20 protein-coding genes and 1 pseudogene are annotated in these 21,130 nt (G+C 63.5%); 9 read left to right on the top strand and 12 right to left on the bottom strand.

Annotated features, from left to right (window positions below; all coding sequences use genetic code 11):
- Window positions 1-204: 204 nt before the first annotated feature.
- Window positions 205-1,587 carry a heavy metal sensor histidine kinase gene (locus N878_RS08120; protein WP_021443170.1) on the bottom strand — a complete coding sequence of 461 codons (1,383 nt, stop codon included), beginning with the start codon at window positions 1,585-1,587 and terminating at the stop codon, window positions 205-207.
- A complete protein-coding gene (locus N878_RS08115; RefSeq protein WP_021443169.1) occupies window positions 1,584-2,255 on the bottom strand; it encodes a heavy metal response regulator transcription factor in 672 nt (223 codons plus the stop codon). The genes N878_RS08120 and N878_RS08115 overlap by 4 nt, the downstream gene beginning before the upstream one ends.
- Window positions 2,256-2,402: 147 nt before the next feature.
- On the opposite strand from N878_RS08115, the gene N878_RS08110 reads away from it, so the two are divergent.
- Together N878_RS08110 and uraH are read left to right on the top strand one after the other, a co-directional pair.
- The gene (locus N878_RS08110) at window positions 2,403-2,900 is read left to right on the top strand and encodes a heme-binding protein (RefSeq protein WP_021443168.1); all 498 of its coding nucleotides are present in this window, start codon (window positions 2,403-2,405) and stop codon (window positions 2,898-2,900) included.
- Between the two features lie 14 nt (window positions 2,901-2,914).
- Window positions 2,915-3,325, top strand: a complete 411-nt coding sequence (uraH, locus tag N878_RS08105) for a hydroxyisourate hydrolase (protein WP_021443167.1) — start codon at window positions 2,915-2,917, stop codon at window positions 3,323-3,325.
- Window positions 3,326-3,432: 107 nt separating this feature from the next.
- Here uraH and N878_RS08100 read toward each other — a convergent pair whose 3' ends face one another.
- The 3 genes from N878_RS08100 to N878_RS08090 all read right to left on the bottom strand — a co-directional run bounded on the left by N878_RS08100 (window position 3,433) and on the right by N878_RS08090 (window position 7,183).
- Window positions 3,433-3,966, bottom strand: a complete 534-nt coding sequence (locus N878_RS08100; protein WP_021443166.1) for a DUF3833 domain-containing protein — start codon at window positions 3,964-3,966, stop codon at window positions 3,433-3,435.
- Window positions 3,967-4,150: 184 nt separating this feature from the next.
- Window positions 4,151-5,929, bottom strand: coding sequence for an acyl-CoA dehydrogenase C-terminal domain-containing protein (locus N878_RS08095; RefSeq protein WP_031302904.1), 1,779 nt, complete (start codon window positions 5,927-5,929; stop codon window positions 4,151-4,153).
- A gap of 375 nt (window positions 5,930-6,304) precedes the next feature.
- Entirely contained in the window at window positions 6,305-7,183 is an 879-nt protein-coding gene (locus N878_RS08090; protein WP_021443164.1) for a LysR family transcriptional regulator, read from the bottom strand.
- A gap of 107 nt (window positions 7,184-7,290) precedes the next feature.
- Here N878_RS08090 and N878_RS08085 point away from each other — a divergent pair, with 107 nt between their 5' ends.
- Window positions 7,291-8,310, top strand: a complete 1,020-nt coding sequence (locus tag N878_RS08085) for a zinc-dependent alcohol dehydrogenase family protein (RefSeq protein WP_031302903.1) — start codon at window positions 7,291-7,293, stop codon at window positions 8,308-8,310.
- Between the two features lie 49 nt (window positions 8,311-8,359).
- Here the strand turns inward: N878_RS08085 and N878_RS08080 are convergent, their stop codons facing one another.
- Window positions 8,360-9,313 carry a GlxA family transcriptional regulator gene (locus N878_RS08080; protein WP_031302902.1) on the bottom strand — a complete coding sequence of 318 codons (954 nt, stop codon included), beginning with the start codon at window positions 9,311-9,313 and terminating at the stop codon, window positions 8,360-8,362.
- A gap of 131 nt (window positions 9,314-9,444) precedes the next feature.
- On the opposite strand from N878_RS08080, the gene N878_RS08075 reads away from it, so the two are divergent.
- The 4 genes from N878_RS08075 to N878_RS08060 all read left to right on the top strand — a co-directional run bounded on the left by N878_RS08075 (window position 9,445) and on the right by N878_RS08060 (window position 12,494).
- Window positions 9,445-10,245 carry an SDR family oxidoreductase gene (locus N878_RS08075; protein WP_021443161.1) on the top strand — a complete coding sequence of 267 codons (801 nt, stop codon included), beginning with the start codon at window positions 9,445-9,447 and terminating at the stop codon, window positions 10,243-10,245.
- An 83-nt stretch (window positions 10,246-10,328) separates the two neighbouring features.
- Window positions 10,329-10,808, top strand: a complete 480-nt coding sequence (locus N878_RS08070) for a DUF1348 family protein (RefSeq protein ID WP_021443160.1) — start codon at window positions 10,329-10,331, stop codon at window positions 10,806-10,808.
- A gap of 47 nt (window positions 10,809-10,855) precedes the next feature.
- A complete protein-coding gene (locus N878_RS08065; protein ID WP_021443159.1) occupies window positions 10,856-11,758 on the top strand; it encodes an alpha/beta fold hydrolase in 903 nt (300 codons plus the stop codon).
- Between the two features lies 1 nt (window position 11,759).
- Entirely contained in the window at window positions 11,760-12,494 is a 735-nt protein-coding gene (locus N878_RS08060) for a hypothetical protein (protein WP_021443158.1), read from the top strand.
- A gap of 595 nt (window positions 12,495-13,089) precedes the next feature.
- Here the strand turns inward: N878_RS08060 and N878_RS26730 are convergent.
- A pseudogene (locus N878_RS26730) lies at window positions 13,090-13,343 on the bottom strand (transposase); the annotation flags it as partial.
- A gap of 542 nt (window positions 13,344-13,885) precedes the next feature.
- Here N878_RS26730 and N878_RS08055 point away from each other — a divergent pair.
- Window positions 13,886-14,752 carry an oxaloacetate decarboxylase gene (locus N878_RS08055; RefSeq protein WP_021443155.1) on the top strand — a complete coding sequence of 289 codons (867 nt, stop codon included), beginning with the start codon at window positions 13,886-13,888 and terminating at the stop codon, window positions 14,750-14,752.
- Window positions 14,753-15,063: 311 nt separating this feature from the next.
- On the opposite strand, the gene N878_RS08050 is transcribed toward N878_RS08055, so the two are convergent.
- Window positions 15,064-15,342 (bottom strand): peptidylprolyl isomerase, encoded by a 279-nt coding sequence (locus tag N878_RS08050; protein ID WP_031302901.1) that lies wholly within the window; start codon window positions 15,340-15,342, stop codon window positions 15,064-15,066.
- Between the two features lie 149 nt (window positions 15,343-15,491).
- Between N878_RS08050 and N878_RS08045 the strand changes: the two genes are divergently transcribed.
- Complete coding sequence (locus N878_RS08045; protein WP_031302900.1) at window positions 15,492-16,718, top strand: PilT/PilU family type 4a pilus ATPase; 1,227 nt, start codon at window positions 15,492-15,494, stop codon at window positions 16,716-16,718.
- A 1-nt stretch (window position 16,719) separates the two neighbouring features.
- Here N878_RS08045 and N878_RS08040 read toward each other — a convergent pair whose 3' ends face one another.
- From N878_RS08040 to N878_RS08025, 4 genes are all read right to left on the bottom strand, one after another.
- Window positions 16,720-17,451, bottom strand: coding sequence for an ABC transporter substrate-binding protein (locus N878_RS08040; protein WP_021443152.1), 732 nt, complete (start codon window positions 17,449-17,451; stop codon window positions 16,720-16,722).
- 123 nt (window positions 17,452-17,574) lie between these two features.
- Window positions 17,575-18,546, bottom strand: a complete 972-nt coding sequence (locus N878_RS08035; protein ID WP_021443151.1) for a GGDEF domain-containing protein — start codon at window positions 18,544-18,546, stop codon at window positions 17,575-17,577.
- The gene (locus N878_RS08030) at window positions 18,533-19,363 is read right to left on the bottom strand and encodes an alpha/beta fold hydrolase (RefSeq protein WP_021443150.1); all 831 of its coding nucleotides are present in this window, start codon (window positions 19,361-19,363) and stop codon (window positions 18,533-18,535) included. The genes N878_RS08035 and N878_RS08030 overlap by 14 nt, the downstream gene beginning before the upstream one ends.
- Before the next feature lie 201 nt (window positions 19,364-19,564).
- On the bottom strand, window positions 19,565-21,130 hold a 1,566-nt coding region (locus N878_RS08025), incomplete at its 5' end, for an acetoacetate--CoA ligase (protein ID WP_021443149.1).

Below are 21,130 nucleotides of genomic sequence, written 5' to 3'. Positions count from 1 at the left end.
AGCGGCGGCAGGCGGTTGTTCGCTCCAACCGGCGATATTGGCTGGAGCAGCGCTCGTGGACGATACGCGGGAGAAAATGCTACCCAAGCCCTGATTGGTTGAGGTATTCGCGTCTTGCCTGAATGACGTTGTTGTGGCACTGAACGCGGTGAGCCCCGGGCCTCCGTCTCGAAGCTGTTTTGGCAGGCTCCGTCGTCCTCAGCCCTAGTGGGGTATCGAGGGATTTTCAGTCGGGAAGTGCAAGGTAAAGCAAGTGCCGGAGTCATCGCTGCTGACTAGGGCCTGTCCTCCATGCGCATGCATGATCGAGCGCACAATCGCCAAGCCAAGCCCCCCGGAGTCGTCAGGCTGATTGCGCGAGGGATCGCAGCGGTAGAAGCGTTCGAACAGGCGCGCTAGATGCTCGCCGGCAATCGGTTCGCCCAGGTTATGCACGCTGATTTCAAGCCCTGCTGCTCCAGCCACGCTGTCGATGGTCACGGGAGTATCGGTGGCGCCATAGCGCAGCGCATTGGCAATCAGGTTGGCCAGTGCGCGCCGCAGCAGTTGTGCGTCGGCCCAGAGCTTGCCACTGGTCTGGTTGATCAATGTATTGCCACGCTCATGTGCCATGCCCTCGAAGTACTCGCACAGCTGTGCTGTCAGCTCTCGAAGATCGACTGACTCGCGAGTGAGCGAGGCTTTGGGTTGTTCGCAGCGGGCAAGGAACAGCATGCTGTCGATCATCCGGGCCAGTCGCTCATATTCCTCCAGATTGGACACCAGCAGATTCTGGTAATCCTCGAGCGAGCGTGTGCGCCCCAGTGCCTGCTGGGTCTGGCCCATCAGATTGCTCAATGGCGTGCGCATCTCATGGGCGAGGTCTTCGGAGAAGCGCGACAGCTGGACGAAGCCATCCTCCAGCCGGGCCAACATCTGATTGAGGGCCTGGCTCAGTGCCTGTAGTTCGCTCAGCTCCTCGAACTCGTCCAGGCGCAGGTACAGGTGCTGGGCGTCCACTGTGCAGGCCTGTTTGGCTAGCCGACGTACCGGATGTAATCCGCGCAGGCTAACTAGCCAGCCGAGTAGAAAGGCCAGCAAGGCACCGGTGGAAAGGGCGATCCACAGCTTGAGCCGATAAGCGCTGAGCATCTGCTCGCGCTCGTGCAGCAGCTTGCCGGCGATCAATGTCAGGCGGCGCTCTGGGCGGGCTACATCGAGCCATGCCAGGCGCAGCGGCTCGGCAGACAGGCCATCGGCAAGCCTCGCCTGGGGGGCTGCCGGTAAGCTGGGTAATGGCAACGAGGGTGGGTTGATCTCGATGAGCAGCTTGCCGCTGCCATCGATGATCCACAGCAGGTTGTCGTGGTTGCCCAGCATGTTCTCGTACAGCTGTGGTCGGCTGCGCAGCGCCTCGATGCTGTCGCTGTCGTCGATCAGCGCCTGCATGCGCTGTAGCCGGCCGAGCAGAGCCTGATCATCCCGCCAAGCGATCTCGCGGTGCAGCGATTGATAGAGGTAAAAGCCAAAGGCCCCCAGCAACAACGCACTGACTGCGGCGAACATCAGCGCCAGACGCAGACTCAGCGAGCGCGGCCAAAGGCTCACGACTGCACCTCCAGCATGTAGCCCATGCCCCGCACGGTATGAATCAGCTTGATCGGGTAGGGATCGTCGACCTTGGCCCGCAGGCGGCGGATGGCCACGTCGACCACATTGGTATCGCTGTCAAAATTCATGTTCCAGACATGGGAGGCAATCAAGGCGCGTGAGAGCACCTCGCCCTCTCGGCTGAGCAAGAGGTGGAGCAGGGCGAACTCCTTGTTGGTCAGGTGCAGCCTCTCGCCATTGCGAGACACCTTGCGCTTGAGTAGATCCATCTGCAAATCGGCGGCCTGAAAATGCTCCACTTCTCGGGGCGGCCCGCGTCGCAGCAGCGTGCGCACCCGGGCGAGCAGCTCGGCGTAGGAGAAGGGCTTGACCAGGTAGTCGTCCGCGCCCAACTCCAATCCCTTCACGCGATCTTCGACGGCATCGCGCGCGGTGAGAAACAGCACCGGTGTGTGCCCCTGCCGCCGAATGATCTGTAGCAGTTGCCAGCCATCTATCCCCGGCAGCATCACATCCAGGATGACCAGGTCGAATTCGCTTTCCTGTACCAGGTGCTGGCCGTCCAAGCCGTTCAAGGCAACCTCCACCAAATAGCCGGACTCACTCAAGCCTTTGCGCAAGTAGTCGGCGGTTTTGGCTTCGTCTTCAACAACCAGGATGCGCATCTTCCCCTCCAGTGCAGGCGCATAGCCTAGGCCTATACGCGGCGCGCTCCCATTACAAATTGGTAATCCCGGCGCAATCGGTCTGACTGGGAGGCTTGTGCAGGATTGCCGGCATCCGCTCAGCAGAGCCTAAACCGGGAGAACTGCATGCTCATTCGTAAAACCACCCTGTCTCTACTCGCCCTGGCCATGGGCGTTTCCACCTCTTGGGCGGCCGATCAGGTCGCTCAGCGTCAGGACGTTACCCTGCCTCTGGCCAACGATTTGCTCGATGCCACGCTGGCTGCCTGCCATGCCGATGGCCGCACGGCAGTTGCGGCTGTGGTCGATCGGGGTGGCAACCTGGTCGCCGTCCAGCGTGACGACAACGTCGGCCCGCACAACACCCTGGCCGCGCAGCGCAAAGCCTTTACCGCACTCTCGACCAAAACTCCGACGCGCTTACTGGCGGAGCGTGCTCGCGGCAACCCGGAGGCCGAGAACCTCAACACCCTCGACGAGCTGTTGCTGCTGGGCGGTGGCGTACCGCTGAAGCTCGGCGATCAGGTCATAGGTGCCATTGGCGTAGCGGGGGCGGGCGGTGCAGCCAACGACGAGGCATGCGCACTCAAGGCCATCGAGCACGTTCTATCCACCCATCAATAACCTGGAGTTACAACATGAAAGCACTCAAAACCCTTCTGGCTGGCGCAGTCCTCAGCGGTCTGTCGTCCTTTGCACTGGCAGACGCCAACCCGCTCAGCGTACATGTCCTCAATCTGCAGGATGGGTTGCCGTCCCCGGCCGTGACTGTGACGCTGGAGAAGCAGAACGGCCAGAACTGGCAGACCCTCAATGACGGTGTCACCAACGAACAGGGACGCATTACAGCGCTGTATCCGGAAGGCAAAGCGCTCGAGAAGGGCACCTACCGAGTCACTTTCAAGACCGGCGAATGGTTCGAGAAGCACGATCTGAAAACCTTCTTTCCTGAAGTGCCGGTGATCTTTGAAGTCGATGGCACGGTGCCGCATTACCACATTCCGCTTTTGCTCAGCCCCTACGGCTTCTCCACGTACCGCGGCAATTAACGAACCAGGGTGATATCGGTCCGGTGCTCGCCCTGGATCGAGCTGCAGCAGTACTCGCCCACGCATCGGCTGGGCGAGGGCTGCTGCTTTACAGGAAAACTACAGATCTAGTCCTGGGCCGGCTGTCGCCGGAAAAACAGAGTGACTTGACCCAGCTCTACACCGAACTTGCTCATGCGCGAGCGATTGATCATGGTGTCTTCGTCCATCAGGTACATCCAGTCGTCGAAGCTGACTTCATAGGTTGTGCCGTCAACGGGAAGGTTGAGCTGGTAACGCCAGCGTAGGGCATTACCGGCCAGTTCCCCCCGAGCTTCGCCGATCACATCGGCCGCAGTACCTCGCCAACGCTTGTCGCCATCTGGAGTAAGCGTCCAGACACGACGTTGCTTGCTGCCGTCGCTGTAGACAAAGCGCTCATCCAGAATCAGTTTCTCGCCTTCACGGCGGCTGATGATCTGGACATGAAAGCGTTTGATTACCTTGCCCGAGCGATCCTGGAACATTCCCCAAGCCTCTACCGGACCATCGAAATAACGGATCAGGTCCAATTCAGGCTGCTGTCCGGCATAGTCTTGAACTGAGACGCTGGCGCAGCTACCCAGCAGCAGACAGGTTAAGAGCACGAGCACTTTCTTCATGTGTTACCTCTTCAGTTGCTCTCGCGGTTCAGCCGAGCAGCGCCGCGTGCAGATCCCTTTCAGGATCAACCCGCGCCTGGGTACCCGCTGGGCGATCTGGCGAGCGGCCGAATAAAAAAACCGGCAACCAAAGTAGGGGAGAGCTGGTTGCCGGGTTGCGCAGCCGGGGAAGGAGGCAGACGCCCTATGCGGCGAACTCTTCCTCGCTGAAGGCCATCAGGGTGGATTTGCCTGCAAGTACTTCTGCCAGCAGGCCATCCGTTTCGGTCAGTACTCGGTTGAAGAAGAAATCAGCCGACTTGATCTTGGCTCCGTAGAAGGCGGTCTCCCCGCTGCCGGCACTCAGTGCGTTTCTGGCAACCAGCGCCATGCGCGACCACATCCAGGCAAGCGAGGTAAGAGCAAACAAACGCAAGTAGGGGGTCGACGCCGCGCCGGCCTGCTCGGGATCTTTCATGCCTTCCATCGCGATCCACAATGTCCCCTGGTGCAGCTGCTTGAGCGCTGATTCCACGGCAGCAGCGTGCGGTGCATCGGGGTGCTCCTGCAGCCATCCCTCGGTCATGGCGAAGAAGTTGCGGATGGCCCGGCCGCCGCCCAGCGACAGCTTTCGACCAACCAGGTCGAGTGCCTGGATGCCGTTGGTGCCCTCGTATATGCGAGTGATGCGGCAGTCGCGTACCAGTTGCTCGATACCCCAGTCTTCGGTGAAGCCGGAGCCGCCGAGCACCTGCAGAGCTTCGTTCGCGCAGGTGAAGCCCTCATCCGTCAGGAAGGCTTTGACTACCGGAGTCAGCAGCTGAACCAGGTCGTCTGCATGCTCACGGGCCTGCTCGTTCTCATGATCGTGTGCGATGTCCAATTGCAGCCCGGTGAAGTAGGCCAGCGCGCGGCAGCCTTCGATCATGACCTTCTGACGCAACAGCATTCGACGTACATCCGGATGAACCAGGATCGGATCGGCAGGCTTGTCGGCGCATTGGGGGCCAGACAGCGAGCGACTCTGCAGGCGCTCCCTGGCGAAGCCCAGGCTGATTTGGTAGGCGTTTTCCGCGATGCCCAGGCCCTGCATCCCAACCATCAGGCGGGCCGAGTTCATCATGGTGAACATGCACCGCAGGCCCTTGTTCGGCTCTCCGATGAGCCAACCTTGCGCCCCCTCGAAATTCATCACGCAGGTAGCCGACCCCTTGATGCCCATCTTGTGCTCCAAACCGCCGCAAAAAGCTGTGTTGCGGGAGCCGTCCTCGAGGAACTTTGGTACCAGGAACAGGGAGATACCTTTCACGCTGTCCGGCGCATCGGGCAGTTTTGCTAGCACCAGGTGCACGATGTTATCGACCAGGTCGTGTTCGCCGCCGGTGATCCAGATCTTGGTGCCGGAGATGGCATAGCTGCCGTCTGCCCGGGGGAGGGCGCGGGTTCGAATCAGCCCCAGGTCGGTGCCGCACTGCGGCTCGGTCAGGCACATGGTGCCGGTCCATTCGCCGCTGATGAGTTTGGGCAGGTAACGGTCTTGTTGCTCGCGGGTGCCATGGGCGGTCAGGGCGTTGATCGCGCCATGAGTCAGGCCTGGATACATGCCCAGGGACAGGTTGGCGGAGCAGACCATTTCTTCGACCATCATGTTCAACACATGGGGAAGGCCCTGACCACCGAACTCCGGCGTACACGCCAGCGCCGTCCAGCCACCCTCGGCGAACTGCTTGTAAGCGGCTTTGAATCCCTCCGGCGTAGTCACCGACTTCTCGGCAGGGTCGTAGTGGCACCCTTGTTTGTCGCCTGGCCCATTGAGCGGCGCCAGCACGTTTTCGGCGACCTTGGCTGCTTCCTCCAGGATCGCGCCACCGAGATCGGCACTGAACTCATGTTGCGTCGGCAGTGACTGCAGGGCTGGGTAAGCGTTGAGCACTTCCTCGAAAACGAAGCGCATATCACGTAACGGCGCGCGGTAAGCCGGCATCGAAGCATCCTCTATTTCTGTACATTAAAAAATCTTGTACAGCTTTTGTATAGCTTTTCGATGCTGCGATGCAAGCACCGATAGACCGGATACGAATCAGGCGAAACAGCGGCGTGACACATCAGGGGGCCGGCTCGTGAATGGCCGAGTCTGGGAGGCGCAGATGTACCCACTTGCTTGGTGGGGTTCCTGAAGTGGCGTTTGGTGCCCGGGCCGACACACCGGCCTCGATCTCCCTATTTCACAGGATTAAGGCGATTCAGTGTGACCTGTCCTGCAACCGCGAACACTGCCCTAGCCGCCCATTCGGGCCTTATAGGCTTTCGGGCTGACCAGTTGGGTATTGGGAAACTGAAGCAGGAGCTATGCACGAATTCAGAGCAGTTCTTTTAGAAAATCGACAAAGGCCATCGTCCGCGCCGAGCGCCGTCGTTCTGGACTGAACACCGCCTGGACGGGAAGGGCCCTGGCCCTATGGCCGTCCAGTACGGTGACAACCCTGCCCTGCTCGAGGTCGGCCGCGAACAGCCACTCGGGAGACAGGGCGATGCCCAGGCCTGAGAGCACCAGCTCGCGAATGGCCTCGCTGCTGTTGCTGGTCATGTTGCCCCGGATGGCAATGTCGAACTCCTCTGCATCGCGGCTGAAGTGCCAGATGTCGTAGTGCTCCAGCAGTGTGAAGCCGATGCAGTTGTGGCCACTCAACTCGCCCGGATCGAGCGGTAGACCACGGCGGCTCAGGTAGGCCGGTGCTGCGAACACCCGGCGTTCGCTGGCACCGAGAGGAACTGCTACCAGCCCCTCGTTCTTCACCGCGCCGATACGAATGGCCAGGTCGATATCCTCCCTGAGCAGATCCTCGTGCTGATCGTTCAGCCTGAGGTCGATCCGTACATTCGGGTGGCGCTCCAGAAAGATGCCCAGCCGCGGCGCCAGGCACAGCCGCCCGTAGCTCACGGGGGCGGCAATGCGCAGCGGCCCGGCGACCTGCTCCTGACCGCTGGCGAAACTCAGGGTGGCGGTTTCCAGGTTGGCGAGGATGTCCTGGCAGTCGGCGTAGAACCTTTGGCCCTGGTCGGTCAGGGCCAAGTGCCGGGTGCTGCGAACGAACAGCGGGCCGCCGAGATGTTGCTCCAGTGCGCGGATCTGCTTGCTCACCGCTGGTTGTCCGACATTGCGTTCGCGGGCTGCCGCGGTGAAGGAGCCGCGCTCCACGACGCGCACGAACAGGCGCATGCTGTCGAACAGGTCCATCGCAATTAGGTCTCCTCTTGGAATGAGTGATATCCACTTTCTAGTTCTTATCGGAATGCGACGAGGACGGCAACCTGTAAGCGTTCAACCACACAGGGTTCGCCATCATGAATCACAGCATGCTTGCCGCCATTGCGGAGTCCGCCCAGGCCCCTCTGGCTGTGCGTCGTCTGGCTCGTCCAGTACCTGCCGCTGGGCAGGTGCTGGTCAGGGTTCACACCGCCGGAGTCAATCCTCTGGATACCAAAATTGCCTCCGGCGCGGCGGCCCATGCCCGCCAGACCCTGCCTGCCGTGCTCGGACTGGACCTGGCTGGGACTGTCATTGAGCTGGGGGCGGGGGTTGCAGGCTTCGCTCCCGGGATGGAAGTTTTCGGTATGGCCGGAGGAGTCGGTGGCAACCAGGGCGGCATGGCCGAGTACATCGCCGTCGATGCCCGCCTGATCGCGCCGAAGCCGCGACAGCTGAGCATGCGCGAGGCTGCCGCATTGCCCCTGGTATTCATCACGGCATGGGAGGGGTTGGTGGATCGCGCCAATGTCCATGCCGGCCAACGTGTTCTGGTGCATGGTGGAGCGGGGGGCGTCGGCCAGGCAGCCATACAGCTGGCCCAGGCCCGTGGTGCCGAGGTCTTTGCCACCGGCTCGGCGGGCAGTCTCGACTTCATCCGTGCGCTGGGAGCCACGGCCATCGATTACCGAGCCGAGGCCGTGGAAGACTATGTCGAGCGGCATACGGCCGGCGAAGGCTTCGATATTGTCTACGACACGGTCGGTGGCGACACGCTGGATGCCGCGTTCCGTTCGGTGCGGCCCTATACCGGGCACGTGCTCAGTTGCCTGGGCTGGGGTCAGCACAGCCTCGCGCCGCTGTCGTTCAGGGGGGCCAGCTACTCGGGAGTGTTCACCCTGATGCCGTTGCTCGACGGGCGCGGGCGTGAGCACCATGGCGCCATCCTGCGCGAGGCCGCCGCATTGGCCGACGCCGGGCAACTGGCAATCCGGGTCGATAGCCATCGTTTTGGGCTGCACAAGGTGAACGAGGCCTTCCGCCAGGTCGCCGAGGGCTCCGGGGTGGGCAAGACGGTGATCGATCTGGTGGGCGAATCCGCTCCGGCAGAGCGGTGAAGCCGTCGCTGCCTGGGCCGTGCTGGTTACCGCCTGATTCAGGCTCGGGTTATGCGTCGACCTGCTGCGCGGTGGCGCGGGAAGCGCGCCTAAGCATCTGCGGCGGCTGGCCGAAGGCTCTGAGGAAGGCCTTGCGCATCCTTTCGCGATCCGCGAAGCCGGTTTCCACGGCGATACGATCCATCGACAGGCGGCCCCTCTCGATCAGCAGGCGGGCCGCCTCGAGGCGCAGGCTCTCGACCGCCTTGGCCGGTGATTGGCCGGTCTCGGCCCTGAAGGCCCGGCTGAACTGGCGGGGACTGAGGTTGGCGGCCTCGGCGAGTTCGTCCACCGCCAGGCGGTTCTGCAGGTTCTGCTTGGCGTAATCCAGGGCCTTCTGAATTCGGTCGGACTTCGGCCTCAGCTTCGCCAGCGCGGAGAACTGCGACTGTCCGCCAGCACGCCGGTGGTAGACCACCAGGCTTTTGGCCACGCTGCGAGCGATCTCAGGGCCGAGATCCTGCTCGATCATGGCCAGCGTCAGATCGATCACCGCGCTCATGCCGGCCGAGGTCCACAGGTTGCCGTCGACGATGAAGATGCGGTCCTCCTCCAGGCGTACCTTCGGATAGCGTCTTTTCAGGTCACGAGCGAAGAACCAGTGCGTGGTGGCCCGGCGACCATCGAGGACGCCGGCTTCGGCCAGGGCGAAGGCGCCGGTGCAGGGTGCCGCGACCCGCCGCGACTTGCTCACGGACTGGCGCACGAAGTCCAGCAACCCCGGCGAGGACGGCTGGATATAGGTGGCGGCGCCGACCACCAGCGTATCCAGCGCCCTCTTGCCGAAGGCTTCGGTTACAACCGCAAAACCGGCCGACGAAAGCACCGGACCGCCCTGCTCGGATAGCAGGTGCATGCCATAGAAGGCCTCGCCGATGGCGATGTTGGCCATTTCGAAGGCCGAAACGGCGGCCAGGCTCATGACCTGGAAGTTGGGAAATACCACGAAGCCTACGTGATGCACCTGTTTGCTCACTTGCGCGGGTCATGTCTTTAAAAGACGTATATATGACATTTGAGTCATCCACAAGGCCGGATACGCTCCTGTGAAAGTTCCTCTTCCAATCCCTTCGCAACTCATCAGGAGAAACGCTTATGACCACCCAGGCTTCCCAGGGCACCGCGCTGATCACTGGCGCATCGTCCGGCATCGGCGCGCTCTACGCCAAGCGGCTGGCTGCCCGCGGCCATGACCTGATTCTGGTCGCGCGCTCCCACCAGCGTCTGGATCGGTTGGCGCAGTGTCTGCACAAGAAGACGGGCCGGCGCGTCGAAGTACTGGTCGCCGATCTGGGCGACAGGCAAGGGCTTGCCCTGGTGGAGCGACAGTTGCGCGAGCGCGGCGATGTCTCCCTGCTGGTCAACAACGCGGGAGTCGGCGCGACCTCGGCACTGCTCGACTCGGACGTGGATGCGATGACCCGGATGATCGAGCTCAACGTGACTGCCCTGACCCGCCTGGCCCATGCCGCTGCGCCGGGGTTCGTGGAGCAGGGGCGGGGTGCCATTATCAACATCGCCTCGATCGTGGGGATCGCCCCCGAGATACTCAACGGGGTGTATGGCGCAACCAAGGCATTCGTGCTGGCCTTCAGCCAATCCCTGCATCATGAGCTGGCGGACAAGGGCGTGCGTATCCAGGCCGTCGTCCCTGGGGCGGTCGCCACCGAGTTCTGGACGGCAGCCGGAACGCCGGTGGATGCCCTGCCGCGGGAGATCGTCATGCAGGCGGACGACCTGGTGGACGCAGCGCTGGCCGGCTTCGATCAGGGCGAGTTGTTCACTATTCCCTCTTTGCCCGAGCTGGCGGACTGGCAGGCCTATGAAGCGGCGCGGCAGAAGCTCATTCCCAATCTCTCCCGCCAGTCGGTGGCGCAGCGCTATCGTCAGGCCTGAGCGATGATCGACCGTGCGGGCGGCAGCGTGTCAGCCGCCTGCCATGGCACAACGACGCAGGAATCACCGAATGAGGTGCAGACATGTCCACGCCTAGCGAGATCCGCCCACCGCTGCCGCCCTTCACCCATGAGACGGCGCTGCAGAAAGTCCGCCTGGCCGAAGATGGCTGGAACAGCCGCGATCCCGCGGCAGTCGCTCTGGCCCACAGCCAGCACACAGGCTGGCGTAACCGTGTCGAGTTCATCGGGGGGCGCGAGCAGGCCCGTGCTTTCCTCGTGCGCAAATGGGCGAGGGAGCTCGACTACCGCCTGATCAAGGAGCGCTGGGCCTTCACCCACAACCGCATCGCCGTGCGCTACGCCTACGAGTGGCGAGATGACTCGGGGAACCGGTTCCCTTCCTACGGCAACGAGAACTGGGAGTTTGCCGAGGATGGTCTGATGGTCAATCGCTATGCTTGCCTCAACGACCTGCCGATCAGCGAGGCGGAGCGCAAGTTCCGCTGGCCTCTGGGCTGCCGTCCGGATGACCACTCCGGGCTTGCGGCGCTTGGACTCTAACCCACTCAGGCCCGACTCTCGGGGGCGACCCAGTCAGGTGATCCGCCATGCATGAAGCGATCTCTTTATCTTCGACAGCCGTGCGCCATCGTTACCTCGAGGTCGATGGTGTGCGCCTCTTCTACCGTGAGGCGGGTCGGTCTGGGCTGCCGCCGCTGCTCCTGCTCCATGGTTTCCCCAGCTCTTCGCATCAGTTCCGCCATCTGTTGCCGCTGCTGGCCGAGCACTTCCATGTCTATGCCCCCGACTTTCCGGGCTTCGGCTTTACCCAGGTCCCCTTCGAGCGAGGCTACGTCTACAGTTTCGCGCGGATTGCCGAGACCCTGGCGGCCTTCACCAGCGAGTTGGGACTGCAGCGCTACGCTCTCTACCTGTTCGACTACGGGGCGCCCATAGGGCTGCACCTGGCATTGCTGCAGCCGCAGCGGATAACCGGGCTGATCTCGCAGAATGGTAACGCCTATGAAGAGGGGCTCAGCGAGGCCTGGGCGCCGGTACGGGCATACTGGTCCGATCCGTCTGTCGCCAATCGCAAGGCAATCCGCGACGCGCTACTGAGCGCCGAGGCCACCGGCTGGCAGTACCTCACCGGCGTCTCCGACCCGGAGTTGATCGCCCCGGAAGCCATCATGCTCGACTACACCCTTCTCGAATGGCCTGGCGTTAAAGACATTCAGCTCGATCTCATCCTGGACTACGCCAACAATATAAAGCAGTACCCGGCGTTCCAGGCCTGGCTGCGCAGGAGCGACTTCCCGGTCTTGGTCATATGGGGGCGCAACGACCCGTTCTTCCTGCCGGCCGGTGCCGAGGCGTTCGCCCGCGACGTGCCGCACGCGGTGATCGAACTGCTGGAGACCGGACACTTCGCCTTGGAGACCCACTGCGATTACATCGCCGCTCGCATCAGGGCGGTGCTCGGGCAACAGCTCCTCGAGGGAGGGCAATGACATGAGCAACCGGGATTCTGAACTGCTTGATCGGGTGCTGGACGCCCATGGCGGTGTCGAACGCTGGCGCCAGTTCGACCTCGTGGAGGCCAGTATCACCAGCAGTGGCGCGTTATGGGACATGAAGGGGTTGAGGCAGGACAGCCAGTCGCGTCGGATGTCGGTCTGGCTGCACGAGCAGCGCGCCGCGGTAATGCCTTTCGGTGCGCCCAATCAGCGTACGGCCTACACTCCCGGGCGCATCGCCATCGAGACGACCGAGGGCCAGGTGGTGGCAGAGCGCCTCGATCCGAGACGCTCGTTTCTGGGGCACGGCGAAACGACTCCCTGGGATCCGCTCCATCGTGCCTACTTCAATGGCTATGCGCTCTGGTCCTACCTCACCATGCCCTTCCTGTTCTGCATGCCGGGGGTACTGGCCGAGGAAATCGAGCCCTGGCAGGAAGGGGCCGAGCGCTGGCGCCGCTTGAGGGTTCGCTTTCCCGAGGATGTCGCGACTCATTGCCAGGTGCAGGACTTCTACTTTGGCGACGACTTCCTCCTGCGTCGGCATGACTATACCGTCGAGGTCAGTGGCGGCATTCCGGCTGCCCAGTATGTGCATGACTACATCTCGGCCAGTGGGATCCTCATGCCAAGCAAGCGCAGAGCATATCGACGAGACTCAAACGGCAGGGCTATCACGACGGACCTGTTGGTATCGATAGACCTGAGCAACGTCAGCTACTCGTCTTAAGGTAATTCTGCGGTCTAACCGGGGGCGTCAGTGAATGATGTAATGTTGGCAGATGGCCGCTACCGAAATGTTCTCCGGTCGCTGGGCTAACGAAGTGCGAACAGGCAGGACGCTGACCCCATGCACTTCGTTAGCTCAAGCATATGACGGGGATGTCTACCGGAGCCGGGTAGTTCATTCGCTCGGCCAGGCTGTTCGCGGCATTGAGGTGGGGCTCGTTGCTGATCAGCATGGCCTGACATGTCGGGAGCTCGCCGCTTTCGACATCGAGGCGCTTGAGCCAATGACCAGCCGACCAGCCCACCAAACGTACTGGATGGCCCTTGCCAGCGGGCTCATACCATCTCGGGAGAGACTTGGCTGATTGCTCATTGCTCGTCTCCCTGAACCAGATCGATACGCAGGGCTTCAGAGGCGTCGTGAATGGCCCAGGAGGTCATACCTCCTGCATCTGTCGTGTCGATGGCAATCCACCCGCCGCTCGACCACGCAACAGGTTTGCCGGTCTGTTGATGGATCAGTTGGAAGCGTCCGGAGAAGGGGGGCGCGGAGTTGCTTAGGGGAACAGGAGGCATGAAGGCTGCCACCACCGAGGCATCGTCAGAATCCCAGCGTGCTTCTCCAGCAGACGGCGGACGTTGAAGATGGTGGCTTCATCGGGAATGTGCTCCAGGCTCAGGCCGGCGAACTGCCGCAGGATGGTGGTTTCATACAGCGCTTCCTCCATTCGACCTGGGTAAACAAGCCCTTCCACGGTACCACTTGATCCACCTCGATCAGGAACAATTCCCTGCGGATCTGCCTGCGTTTGCCGGCGTACTCGGTTTCGGTGAAGGTCACCTGCTGCATCGGGAAACTCGGGCAACCGGGCCGGCGCATTTCACCAGATTCGGGAAGTCTTCTTCAGAGGTTCCCTAAGAATTTGCTGAATTTAGTTCGTGCCTTTATCTATCTATTTGAATTTAAATAAAAATATTTCCATTCCATCATCGGCGCGACGCTGAACTTTCTGCTGATAAGGTTCTGATTCGAAATGTCTTTCTGCAATTGTGCGGTCATCGTCGTGCTTGGGTTTGCCACATGGAGTCGCCATGGGCATGCGAGGTACGAGAGCGGGGCATTATACGGCTGTGCCGAGGGGCGAACGCCTGCAATCACCAGGCGCCCGGTGGCCGCTGGGTAGTCGGCTCAGGGATTCGCGGAGCTGTTGCCGGGCCGGGCGGTCATCGCCGGTTCATCGGCGGATTTCCGCCATCCCTCGCCCGGGTAGTGGCGTGCGCTCTCCACTCCAGCGTCGGCAGCGCCCGGCAAATCGCCGCAACGGCGGCGCTCCGGCCTTCGGGTACAGGTCTTGCACAAGCTTGAGCAATACGAAACCAGGACACCAGACCATGCAGAAAGCCTGTCACCATGAACTGCGCAACGCCTTCCGGGCGTTGCTCGCCAGCCGCGCCTGTTATCACACCGCCTCGGTGTTCGACCCCCTGTCGGCGCGCATCGCCGCCGATCTCGGCTTCGAGGTCGGCATCCTCGGTGGCTCGGTCGCCTCGCTGCAGGTGCTCGCCGCTCCGGACGTCGCCCTGATCACCCTCAGCGAATTCGCCGAGCAGGCCACCCGCATCGGCCGGGTGGCACGCCTGCCGGTGATCGCCGACGCCGACCACGGCTACGGCAACGCGCTCAACGCGATGCGCACGGTGATCGAGCTGGAGCGCGCCGGCGTCGCCGCATTGACCCTCGAAGACACCTTGTTGCCGGCCCAGTTCGGCCGCAAATCCTACGACCTGATCAGCGTCGAGGAGGACGTCGGCAAGCTGCGTGCCGCCCAGGAGGTGCGCGACGACAGCGCCCTGGCGATCATCGGTCGCACCCATGCCGGCGTGCAGCCGCTGACCGAGGTGGCCCTGCGCACCCGCGCCTATCAGGATGCCGGCGCCGACGCCATCTGCCTGGTCGGGGTGAGGGACTTCGCCCACCTCGAGGCTATCGCCGAGGGTCTGCGCGTGCCGCTGATGCTGGTCACCTACGGCAACCCGGATTTGCGCGACGACGGCCGTCTGGCCGAGTTGGGCGTGCGCATCGTGGTGGACGGTCACGCCGCCTACTTCGCGGCGATCAAGGCCACCTACGACAGCCTGCGCGAGCAACGTGGCATCGCCGTCGACAACGGCCTCAGCGCCTCGCAACTGGTGAGCAAGTACACCAGCCCCGACGATTACATCGCCTGGGCACGGGAGTACATGAACGTCAAGGAATAGGGCCGGTCAGGGGCGATGGTTGGCACTCTCCCATCGGGGCCGCCAGGAATCGCCTGCTCGTCCGTTCGGTGAGTTCTTCTTGGAAGCCTTCGGCGCCCTGACGCCAGTAGGCGGCCACGCGCATGGCCTGCCTGGGTGGCCCTTGGCGTTCGCCAGGATGCGGCGGATGCCTTTCATCAGCGCCGCCTCGCCGGCGGCCCAGGCAAAACTCGCCGGCCGGCAACTGCAGCGCCGCGACGGCGGTCAGCAGCGCGTCGCCATCCTCGAACCAGTGCAGTTGCAGCTGCGCGGCGCAGGCCAGCTCGCAGCTGTCAGTCGCGATAGAACACCTGGATCAGGTGATAGCCGAACTGGGTCTTCACCGGGCCATGCACCTCGCGCAGCGGCTTCTTGAAGATCACCTGGTCCACCGCCCGCACCATCTGCCCGGGACGCACTTCGCCGAGGTCGCCGCCTTTCTTGCCGGATGGGCAGGTGGAGTACTTGCGCGCCAGCACGTCGAAGGCTTCGCCGGCGGCGATGCGTTTCTTCAGCGCCGCCGCTTCCGCTTCGGTCTTGACCAGGATGTGGCGGGCCATTGCCTTTGCCATATGACGGGCTCCTCAAATTTGCCGGGCTGCTATTGTGCCAGCATCCATAGCGCCAGCAGAATGGCGCCAGATTTTGGGTCATGCATTGCCCGCGACGCCGGCGAATGATGGCCTATGGTATTTCAATCGCGCCTCACGGAAACGTCGCCATGGATCTCCACGCAATGCTGAAAATCCTGTCCAGCCAGGACGGTTCCGACCTCTACCTGTCCACCGGGGCGCCGCCCTGCGCCAAGTTCAACGGCGTGCTCAAGGCGCTCAGCCAGGAGCCGATGAAGTCCGGCGATGTGGCAGCTATCGCCGAGTCGATCATGGACAGTGCCCAGCGCGAGGAATTCGAGCGCGAGCTGGAGATGAACCTGGCGATCTCCCTGGCCGGCGTCGGGCGTTTTCGCATCAACATCTTCAAGCAGCGCAACGAAGTCTCGATAGTGGCGCGCAATATCAAGCTGGACATTCCGCGCTTCGAGGACCTCAAGCTGCCCGAGGTGCTGCTCAGCACGGTGATGGAGAAGCGCGGGCTGGTGCTGTTCGTCGGCGGCACCGGCTCGGGCAAGTCGACCTCGCTGGCGGCGCTGATCGACTACCGCAACCGCAACAGCGGCGGCCATATCATCACCATCGAGGACCCGGTGGAGTACGTGCACCGGCACAAGAAATCGATCATCAACCAGCGCGAAGTCGGCGTGGACACCCGCAGTTTCCACGCCGCGCTGAAGAACACCCTGCGCCAGGCACCGGACGTGATCCTGATCGGCGAGATCCGCGACCGCGAGACCATGGAACATGCCCTGGCCTTCGCCGATACCGGTCACCTGGCCATCTCCACGCTGCATGCGAACAACGCCAACCAGGCGCTGGACCGCATCATCAACTTCTTCCCCGAGGATCGCCGCCCGCAGCTGCTCAACGACCTGGGCAACAACCTCAAGGCCTTCGTCTCCCAGCGCCTGGTCAAGACCGTCGACGGCAAGCGCCGTGCGGCGGTGGAGGTGATGCTGGGCACGCCGACGGTGCGCGACCTGATCAAGCGCAACGAGTTCTCCGAGCTCAAGGAGATCATGGAGAAGTCGAAGAATCTCGGCATGCAGACCTTCGATCAGGCGCTGATCGATCTGGTCCACCAGGGCGCCATCGACGAGGACGAGGCGGTGAAGAACGCCGACTCGGCGAACAACGTGCGCCTGAAGCTCAAGCTCTACCGCGACAACCCGGCCAATGTCGCACCCCCGGCCGTGGCTGCGGCAGCCCGGCCGGCTGCGGCGCCGGTCAGCGCGCCCAAGGTGGCCGATGCCGGCGACTGGGGCCTGGAGCTCAAGCTGGAAGACATCGAGGAGGACCTGCCGCCGGAGGATCCGGGGCGGCAGGGGATCTGACTCAACGCGGCTCGGGCCGATAGGCCTCGATCAGGCGCTGGCTGATGCCCTCGTCGTGCAGGCTCTGCACGGCGGCGCGCAGGTTTTCCACCAGCTGCGTGTCGCAGTCCCTGGAACAGGCCAGGTAGAGGTCGGTGCTGGCCAGCGCCGGGCTCATCTGCAGCTCGCGCTTGGAGTGCTGTGGCCAGATATACAGCGCCTCCGGCACGCCGGTGAACCAGGCGTCGATACGCCCGCGCTCGAGCAGGTGAACGGGGTTTTCGCCCAGGTTGTGGGTGACGATCTGCCGGTCGGCGAAGCCCTGCGTTCTGAGGATTTCCACCTGCGCCGTGCCCAGGCCGACACCGATGCGCCGGTAGCGCTGGCGTGCCTCGGCGAAGCTCTGCACCGGCTCGTCGAGGCTGAAGAAGGCGCGTTCCAGCGGCATGATCGGCGCGATCCAGGTGTACAGCGCTTCGCGCTGCGGGGTGCGCGACAGGGGAATGATCAGCTGGTTGCGGCCGCCGGCGACCGTGCGCTGGGCGCGAGCCCAGGGCTCGACCTTGAGCTCGGCGAGGTAGCCTGCGCGAGCCAGGGCGGCCAGGGTGATATCGCCGACCATGCCGTAGCCGGCCTCGAATGCGACCAGGGTCAGCGGTGGCGCTTCCGGCATGTACAGCTCGACGACTTCCTCGGCCTGACCGGTGGCGGCCAGGGCGAGCAGGGCGCAGCAGCAGAGTTGACGTAGCGACAAGGCGGGGTTCCCGGTAGGAGGGTCTTACTCGAGTATACGCAGCACGGTCATGGGCAACCTGTGACGCCGCGCGGCTCTTGCTCATGCGGCGGCAGGCGGCCAGGATCGACCCCGTGCGCCGGCTCAGCAGCGGTCATGGCGAACGCTGCGATTGCGTCCCTGGGCCTTGGCCGCGTACAGCGCCGTGTCGGCCTCTTCGAGGAGTTGTTCGAGGTAGCGCTCGGGGTCTTGCCCCTGCGGTACGAGGTTGGCGATACCGATGCTCACGGTAAGGCGCTGGTCGGCGATCTGCAGCAGGGAAACCTGCTCGTGCACGCGCCGGGCGATGACCGCGGCCTCGTCTCCATCGGCGAACGGCAGCCACAGCGCGAACTCCTCGCCGCCGTAGCGCACGACGCTGTCCTGGCTGCGCACGCTCTTGAGCAGTTGCTGGGCCAGCTCGATGAGCACCCGATCGCCCTCGGCATGGCCGAAGCGGTCGTTGATCTGCTTGAAGTAGTCGATATCGATCAGCAGCAGGCTGGCGTGCGCCTGCGCGCTGACCGTTGCCGTCCACTGTTCTACGTGCAGCGACAGCGCCCGGCGGTTGCCCAGCGCAGTCAGTGGGTCGGTGTGGCTCAGCTGCGCAAATTGTTCCGCCTCGCTCTTGATCTCCACGGCGTATTCGGCGAGCTGGGCGTAGGCGCTCTGCAGGGCGAGGTTGGCCTTGGCCAGCTGCGCCGCGTTTTCCTGCGCTTGCTCGCGGGCCTTGAGCAGTTCGGCCTCGAAGCGCTGACGATCCTTGGCGACGAAGAACAGCCAGATCACCTCGCGTTCGCCATCCACCTCGCTCATCCGGGCATTGGCCATCACCGGGATGTGCTGTTGATCCGTCGCCAGTAGCTGCAGGTGCAGTTCGTTGAATTCGCCGTTTCTGAGCAGCAGTGGCCAGGCATGGGTGTGCAGGAAGATGCGGCTCGCCGGCGGGAAGTAATGATCCATGCTGTCGACCAGCAGGACGCCGGCCAGGCGCTTGAAGTCGTGGTTGGAGTGCTTGATCTGGCCGTTGCAGTCGGTCACCAGCACTGGACAGGGCAGGCGTTCAAGGTAGAACAAGGTGATGGCTTCCTTGCAGGTAGCGGAGCATGGCGACGGCGACCAGCTCCGGGTGGCTCATGTGGGCGCAGTGGCCGCTGACGTCGAGGATCTCGAGGGTACTCGCTTTGAGGTGAGTGTGCAGGTAGTCGGCTACCGCTGGCGGTACCAGCGCATCGCGACGGTGATGCAGGATCAGGCTGGGCACCGGGCAGTGCGGCAGCGCGGCGCGTATGTCGGAGCTGAAGGTGGCCTCGGCGAACAGGCGCGCCATCAGCGGGTCGGTCGAGCAAAAGCTGTCGGACAGCTGCGCGGTCACCGGCTGGCCCGCCTCCGCGCCGGACACCAGAGGCGCGAAGTGCTGCGTCCAGCCCAGATAGTTGTGCGCCATCAGCTCCAGCAGACTGTCCAGGTCGCTGCGCCGAAAGCCGCCTTCGTAGGCCGGCGGGTCGCTGAGGAAACAGGGCGAGGGACCGAGCAGCACGAGTCGGGAGAACAACGATGGTCGTTCGATGGCGGCGAGTATGCCGATGCTACAGCTGACCGAGTGGCCGACGAAGGTGATGTCACCGCTCAGTTGCAGGGCGTCGCAAACCTCCAGTAGGTCCTGGACGTAGCCCTCGAGCAGTCGATAGCGGCCGGCATCGAATGCGCTGGCGTCGGAGCGGCCGCTACCCACGTAGTCGAACAATACCTGCCGGTAGTGCGGTGCAAATGCAGGTGTGAGCTTGCTCCACATCTCCTGGCTGCAGCCGAAGCCGTGGCCGTAGACCAGCACCGGGGCGTCGGCATGCGCCGGCAGCAGCTGCTGAACATGGTTGCGCTGGATGATACTCACGCGGTCACCTCGACAAGCGAAAGCACCTCGCTGAGCGAGGTTGCGAACTCGCGAGGGCGTAAAAATGACGCCAGTATAGGTACTTTCGATTGGCAGAAGGCGATTTGCTATCAGTCTTCCGCGGCGCGGAGACTGCAAGGGTGTGAGCCCGATGGCGGCATCGTTCGGCTCGTCGCCTGGCGCGGATAGGGCGGGTTGCGGCTATTGCCGCAGCTGCGGCAGGTCGCGGAACAGCTCCAGCGCCTGCGGGTTGGCCAGGGCATCGGTGTTCTTCACCGGCCGGCCATGCACCACGTTGCGCACCGCCAGCTCGACCAGCTTGCCGCTGATGGTGCGCGGGATATCGGCCACCGCGACGATCTTCGCCGGCACGTGGCGCGTGGTGGTGTTGGCCTGGATCACCTGGCGGATCTCGCTTTCCAGCGCCTCGTCCAGCACCACGCCCTCGCGCAGGCGGACGAACAGCACCACGCGCACATCGCCAGCCCAGTCCTGGCCGATGGCGATGGATTCCAGCACCTGCGGCACCTTTTCCACCTGGCGGTAGATCTCCGCGGTGCCGATGCGCACGCCGCCCGGATTCAGCACCGCATCGGAGCGGCCGTGGATCACCAGGCCGCCGTGCGCGGTTTCCTCGGCGTAGTCGCCATGGGCCCAGACGCCGGGGAAGGTGGCGAAATAGGCAGCGCGGAATTTCTCGCCGCCTTCGTCGTTCCAGAAACCCAGCGGCATCGACGGAAAGTGCCGGGCGCAGACCAGTTCGCCTTTCTCGCCGGTCACCGGCTGGCCACTGTCGTTCCACACCTGCACGTCCATGCCCAGGCCCTTGCACTGCAGCTCGCCGCGCCACACCGGCAGCACCGGGTTGCCTAGGGCGAAGCAGGAGACGATGTCGGTGCCGCCGGAAATGGACGACAGGCACAGGTCGGTTTTGAAATCGCGATAGACGAAGTCGAAGCTCTCGTGGGCCAGCGGCGAGCCGGTGGAGAGAAGCGCCTTCAGGCGTTGCAACTTGTGCGTTTCGCGTGGCTTGGCGCCGGCCTTCTCCAGCGCGGCGAGGTACTTGGCACTGGTGCCGAAGATGCTGATGCCCTCGGCATCGATCAGCTCGATCAGGCGTTCGGGCCCCGGATGGAAGGGCGAGCCGTCGAACAGCACCAGGGTGGCGCCCAGGGCCAGGCCGGAGACCAGCCAGTTCCACATCATCCAGCCGCAGGTGGTGTAGTAGAACAGGCAATCGTTGGCCGTCAGGTCGGTGTGCAGGCCGAGTTCCTTGACGTGCTGCAGCAGGGTGCCGCCCACGCCGTGGACGATGCACTTGGGCACGCCGGTGGTGCCGCTGGAGTAGAGGATGTACAGCGGCTGGTCGAAGGGCACGGCGGTGAATTCGGGTTCGCCGCCGGGGCGGTAGAAGTCCTGCCACAGCGCCACTCGGGCCTGGGTGCTGAAGTCGGCGGGCTTCGCCTCGGGCTGGGAGTAGGGCACGACGACGAGTTGCTCCAGGCTCGGCAGGCGTTCGAGGATCTCACCCAGCTTGGCGGTCAGATCCAGATTCTTGCCGGCGTAGCGGTAGCCGGCAGCGGCGATCAGCACCTTGGGCTCGATCTGGCCGAAGCGGTCGATCACCCCCTGGGTGCCGAAGTCCGGCGAACAGGACGACCAGGTGGCGCCGAGGCCGGTGGCGGCGAGCATGCCCACCACGGTCTGCCAGGTGTTGGGCATAAAGGCCGCGACCCGGTCGCCGACGCCCACGCCGGCCTCGCGCAG

This window comes from Pseudomonas sp. EGD-AK9 (genome assembly GCF_000465935.2).
GTDB lineage: Bacteria > Pseudomonadota > Gammaproteobacteria > Pseudomonadales > Pseudomonadaceae > Aquipseudomonas.
This window is presented reverse-complemented; position numbering and strand designations above follow the sequence as displayed.

Coding starts and splice junctions, on each gene's coding strand:
- uraH (WP_021443167.1), top strand. CDS start 2,915: ATGAAAGCACTCAAAACCCTTCTGGCTGGCGCAGTCCTCAGCGGTCTG.
- N878_RS08095 (WP_031302904.1), bottom strand. CDS start 5,929: ATGCCGGCTTACCGCGCGCCGTTACGTGATATGCGCTTCGTTTTCGAG.
- N878_RS08115 (WP_021443169.1), bottom strand. CDS start 2,255: ATGCGCATCCTGGTTGTTGAAGACGAAGCCAAAACCGCCGACTACTTG.
- N878_RS08100 (WP_021443166.1), bottom strand. CDS start 3,966: ATGAAGAAAGTGCTCGTGCTCTTAACCTGTCTGCTGCTGGGTAGCTGC.
- N878_RS08090 (WP_021443164.1), bottom strand. CDS start 7,183: ATGGACCTGTTCGACAGCATGCGCCTGTTCGTGCGCGTCGTGGAGCGC.
- N878_RS08085 (WP_031302903.1), top strand. CDS start 7,291: ATGAATCACAGCATGCTTGCCGCCATTGCGGAGTCCGCCCAGGCCCCT.
- N878_RS08075 (WP_021443161.1), top strand. CDS start 9,445: ATGACCACCCAGGCTTCCCAGGGCACCGCGCTGATCACTGGCGCATCG.
- N878_RS08060 (WP_021443158.1), top strand. CDS start 11,760: ATGAGCAACCGGGATTCTGAACTGCTTGATCGGGTGCTGGACGCCCAT.
- N878_RS08065 (WP_021443159.1), top strand. CDS start 10,856: ATGCATGAAGCGATCTCTTTATCTTCGACAGCCGTGCGCCATCGTTAC.
- N878_RS08110 (WP_021443168.1), top strand. CDS start 2,403: ATGCTCATTCGTAAAACCACCCTGTCTCTACTCGCCCTGGCCATGGGC.
- N878_RS08070 (WP_021443160.1), top strand. CDS start 10,329: ATGTCCACGCCTAGCGAGATCCGCCCACCGCTGCCGCCCTTCACCCAT.
- N878_RS08055 (WP_021443155.1), top strand. CDS start 13,886: ATGCAGAAAGCCTGTCACCATGAACTGCGCAACGCCTTCCGGGCGTTG.
- N878_RS08050 (WP_031302901.1), bottom strand. CDS start 15,342: ATGGCAAAGGCAATGGCCCGCCACATCCTGGTCAAGACCGAAGCGGAA.
- N878_RS08045 (WP_031302900.1), top strand. CDS start 15,492: ATGGATCTCCACGCAATGCTGAAAATCCTGTCCAGCCAGGACGGTTCC.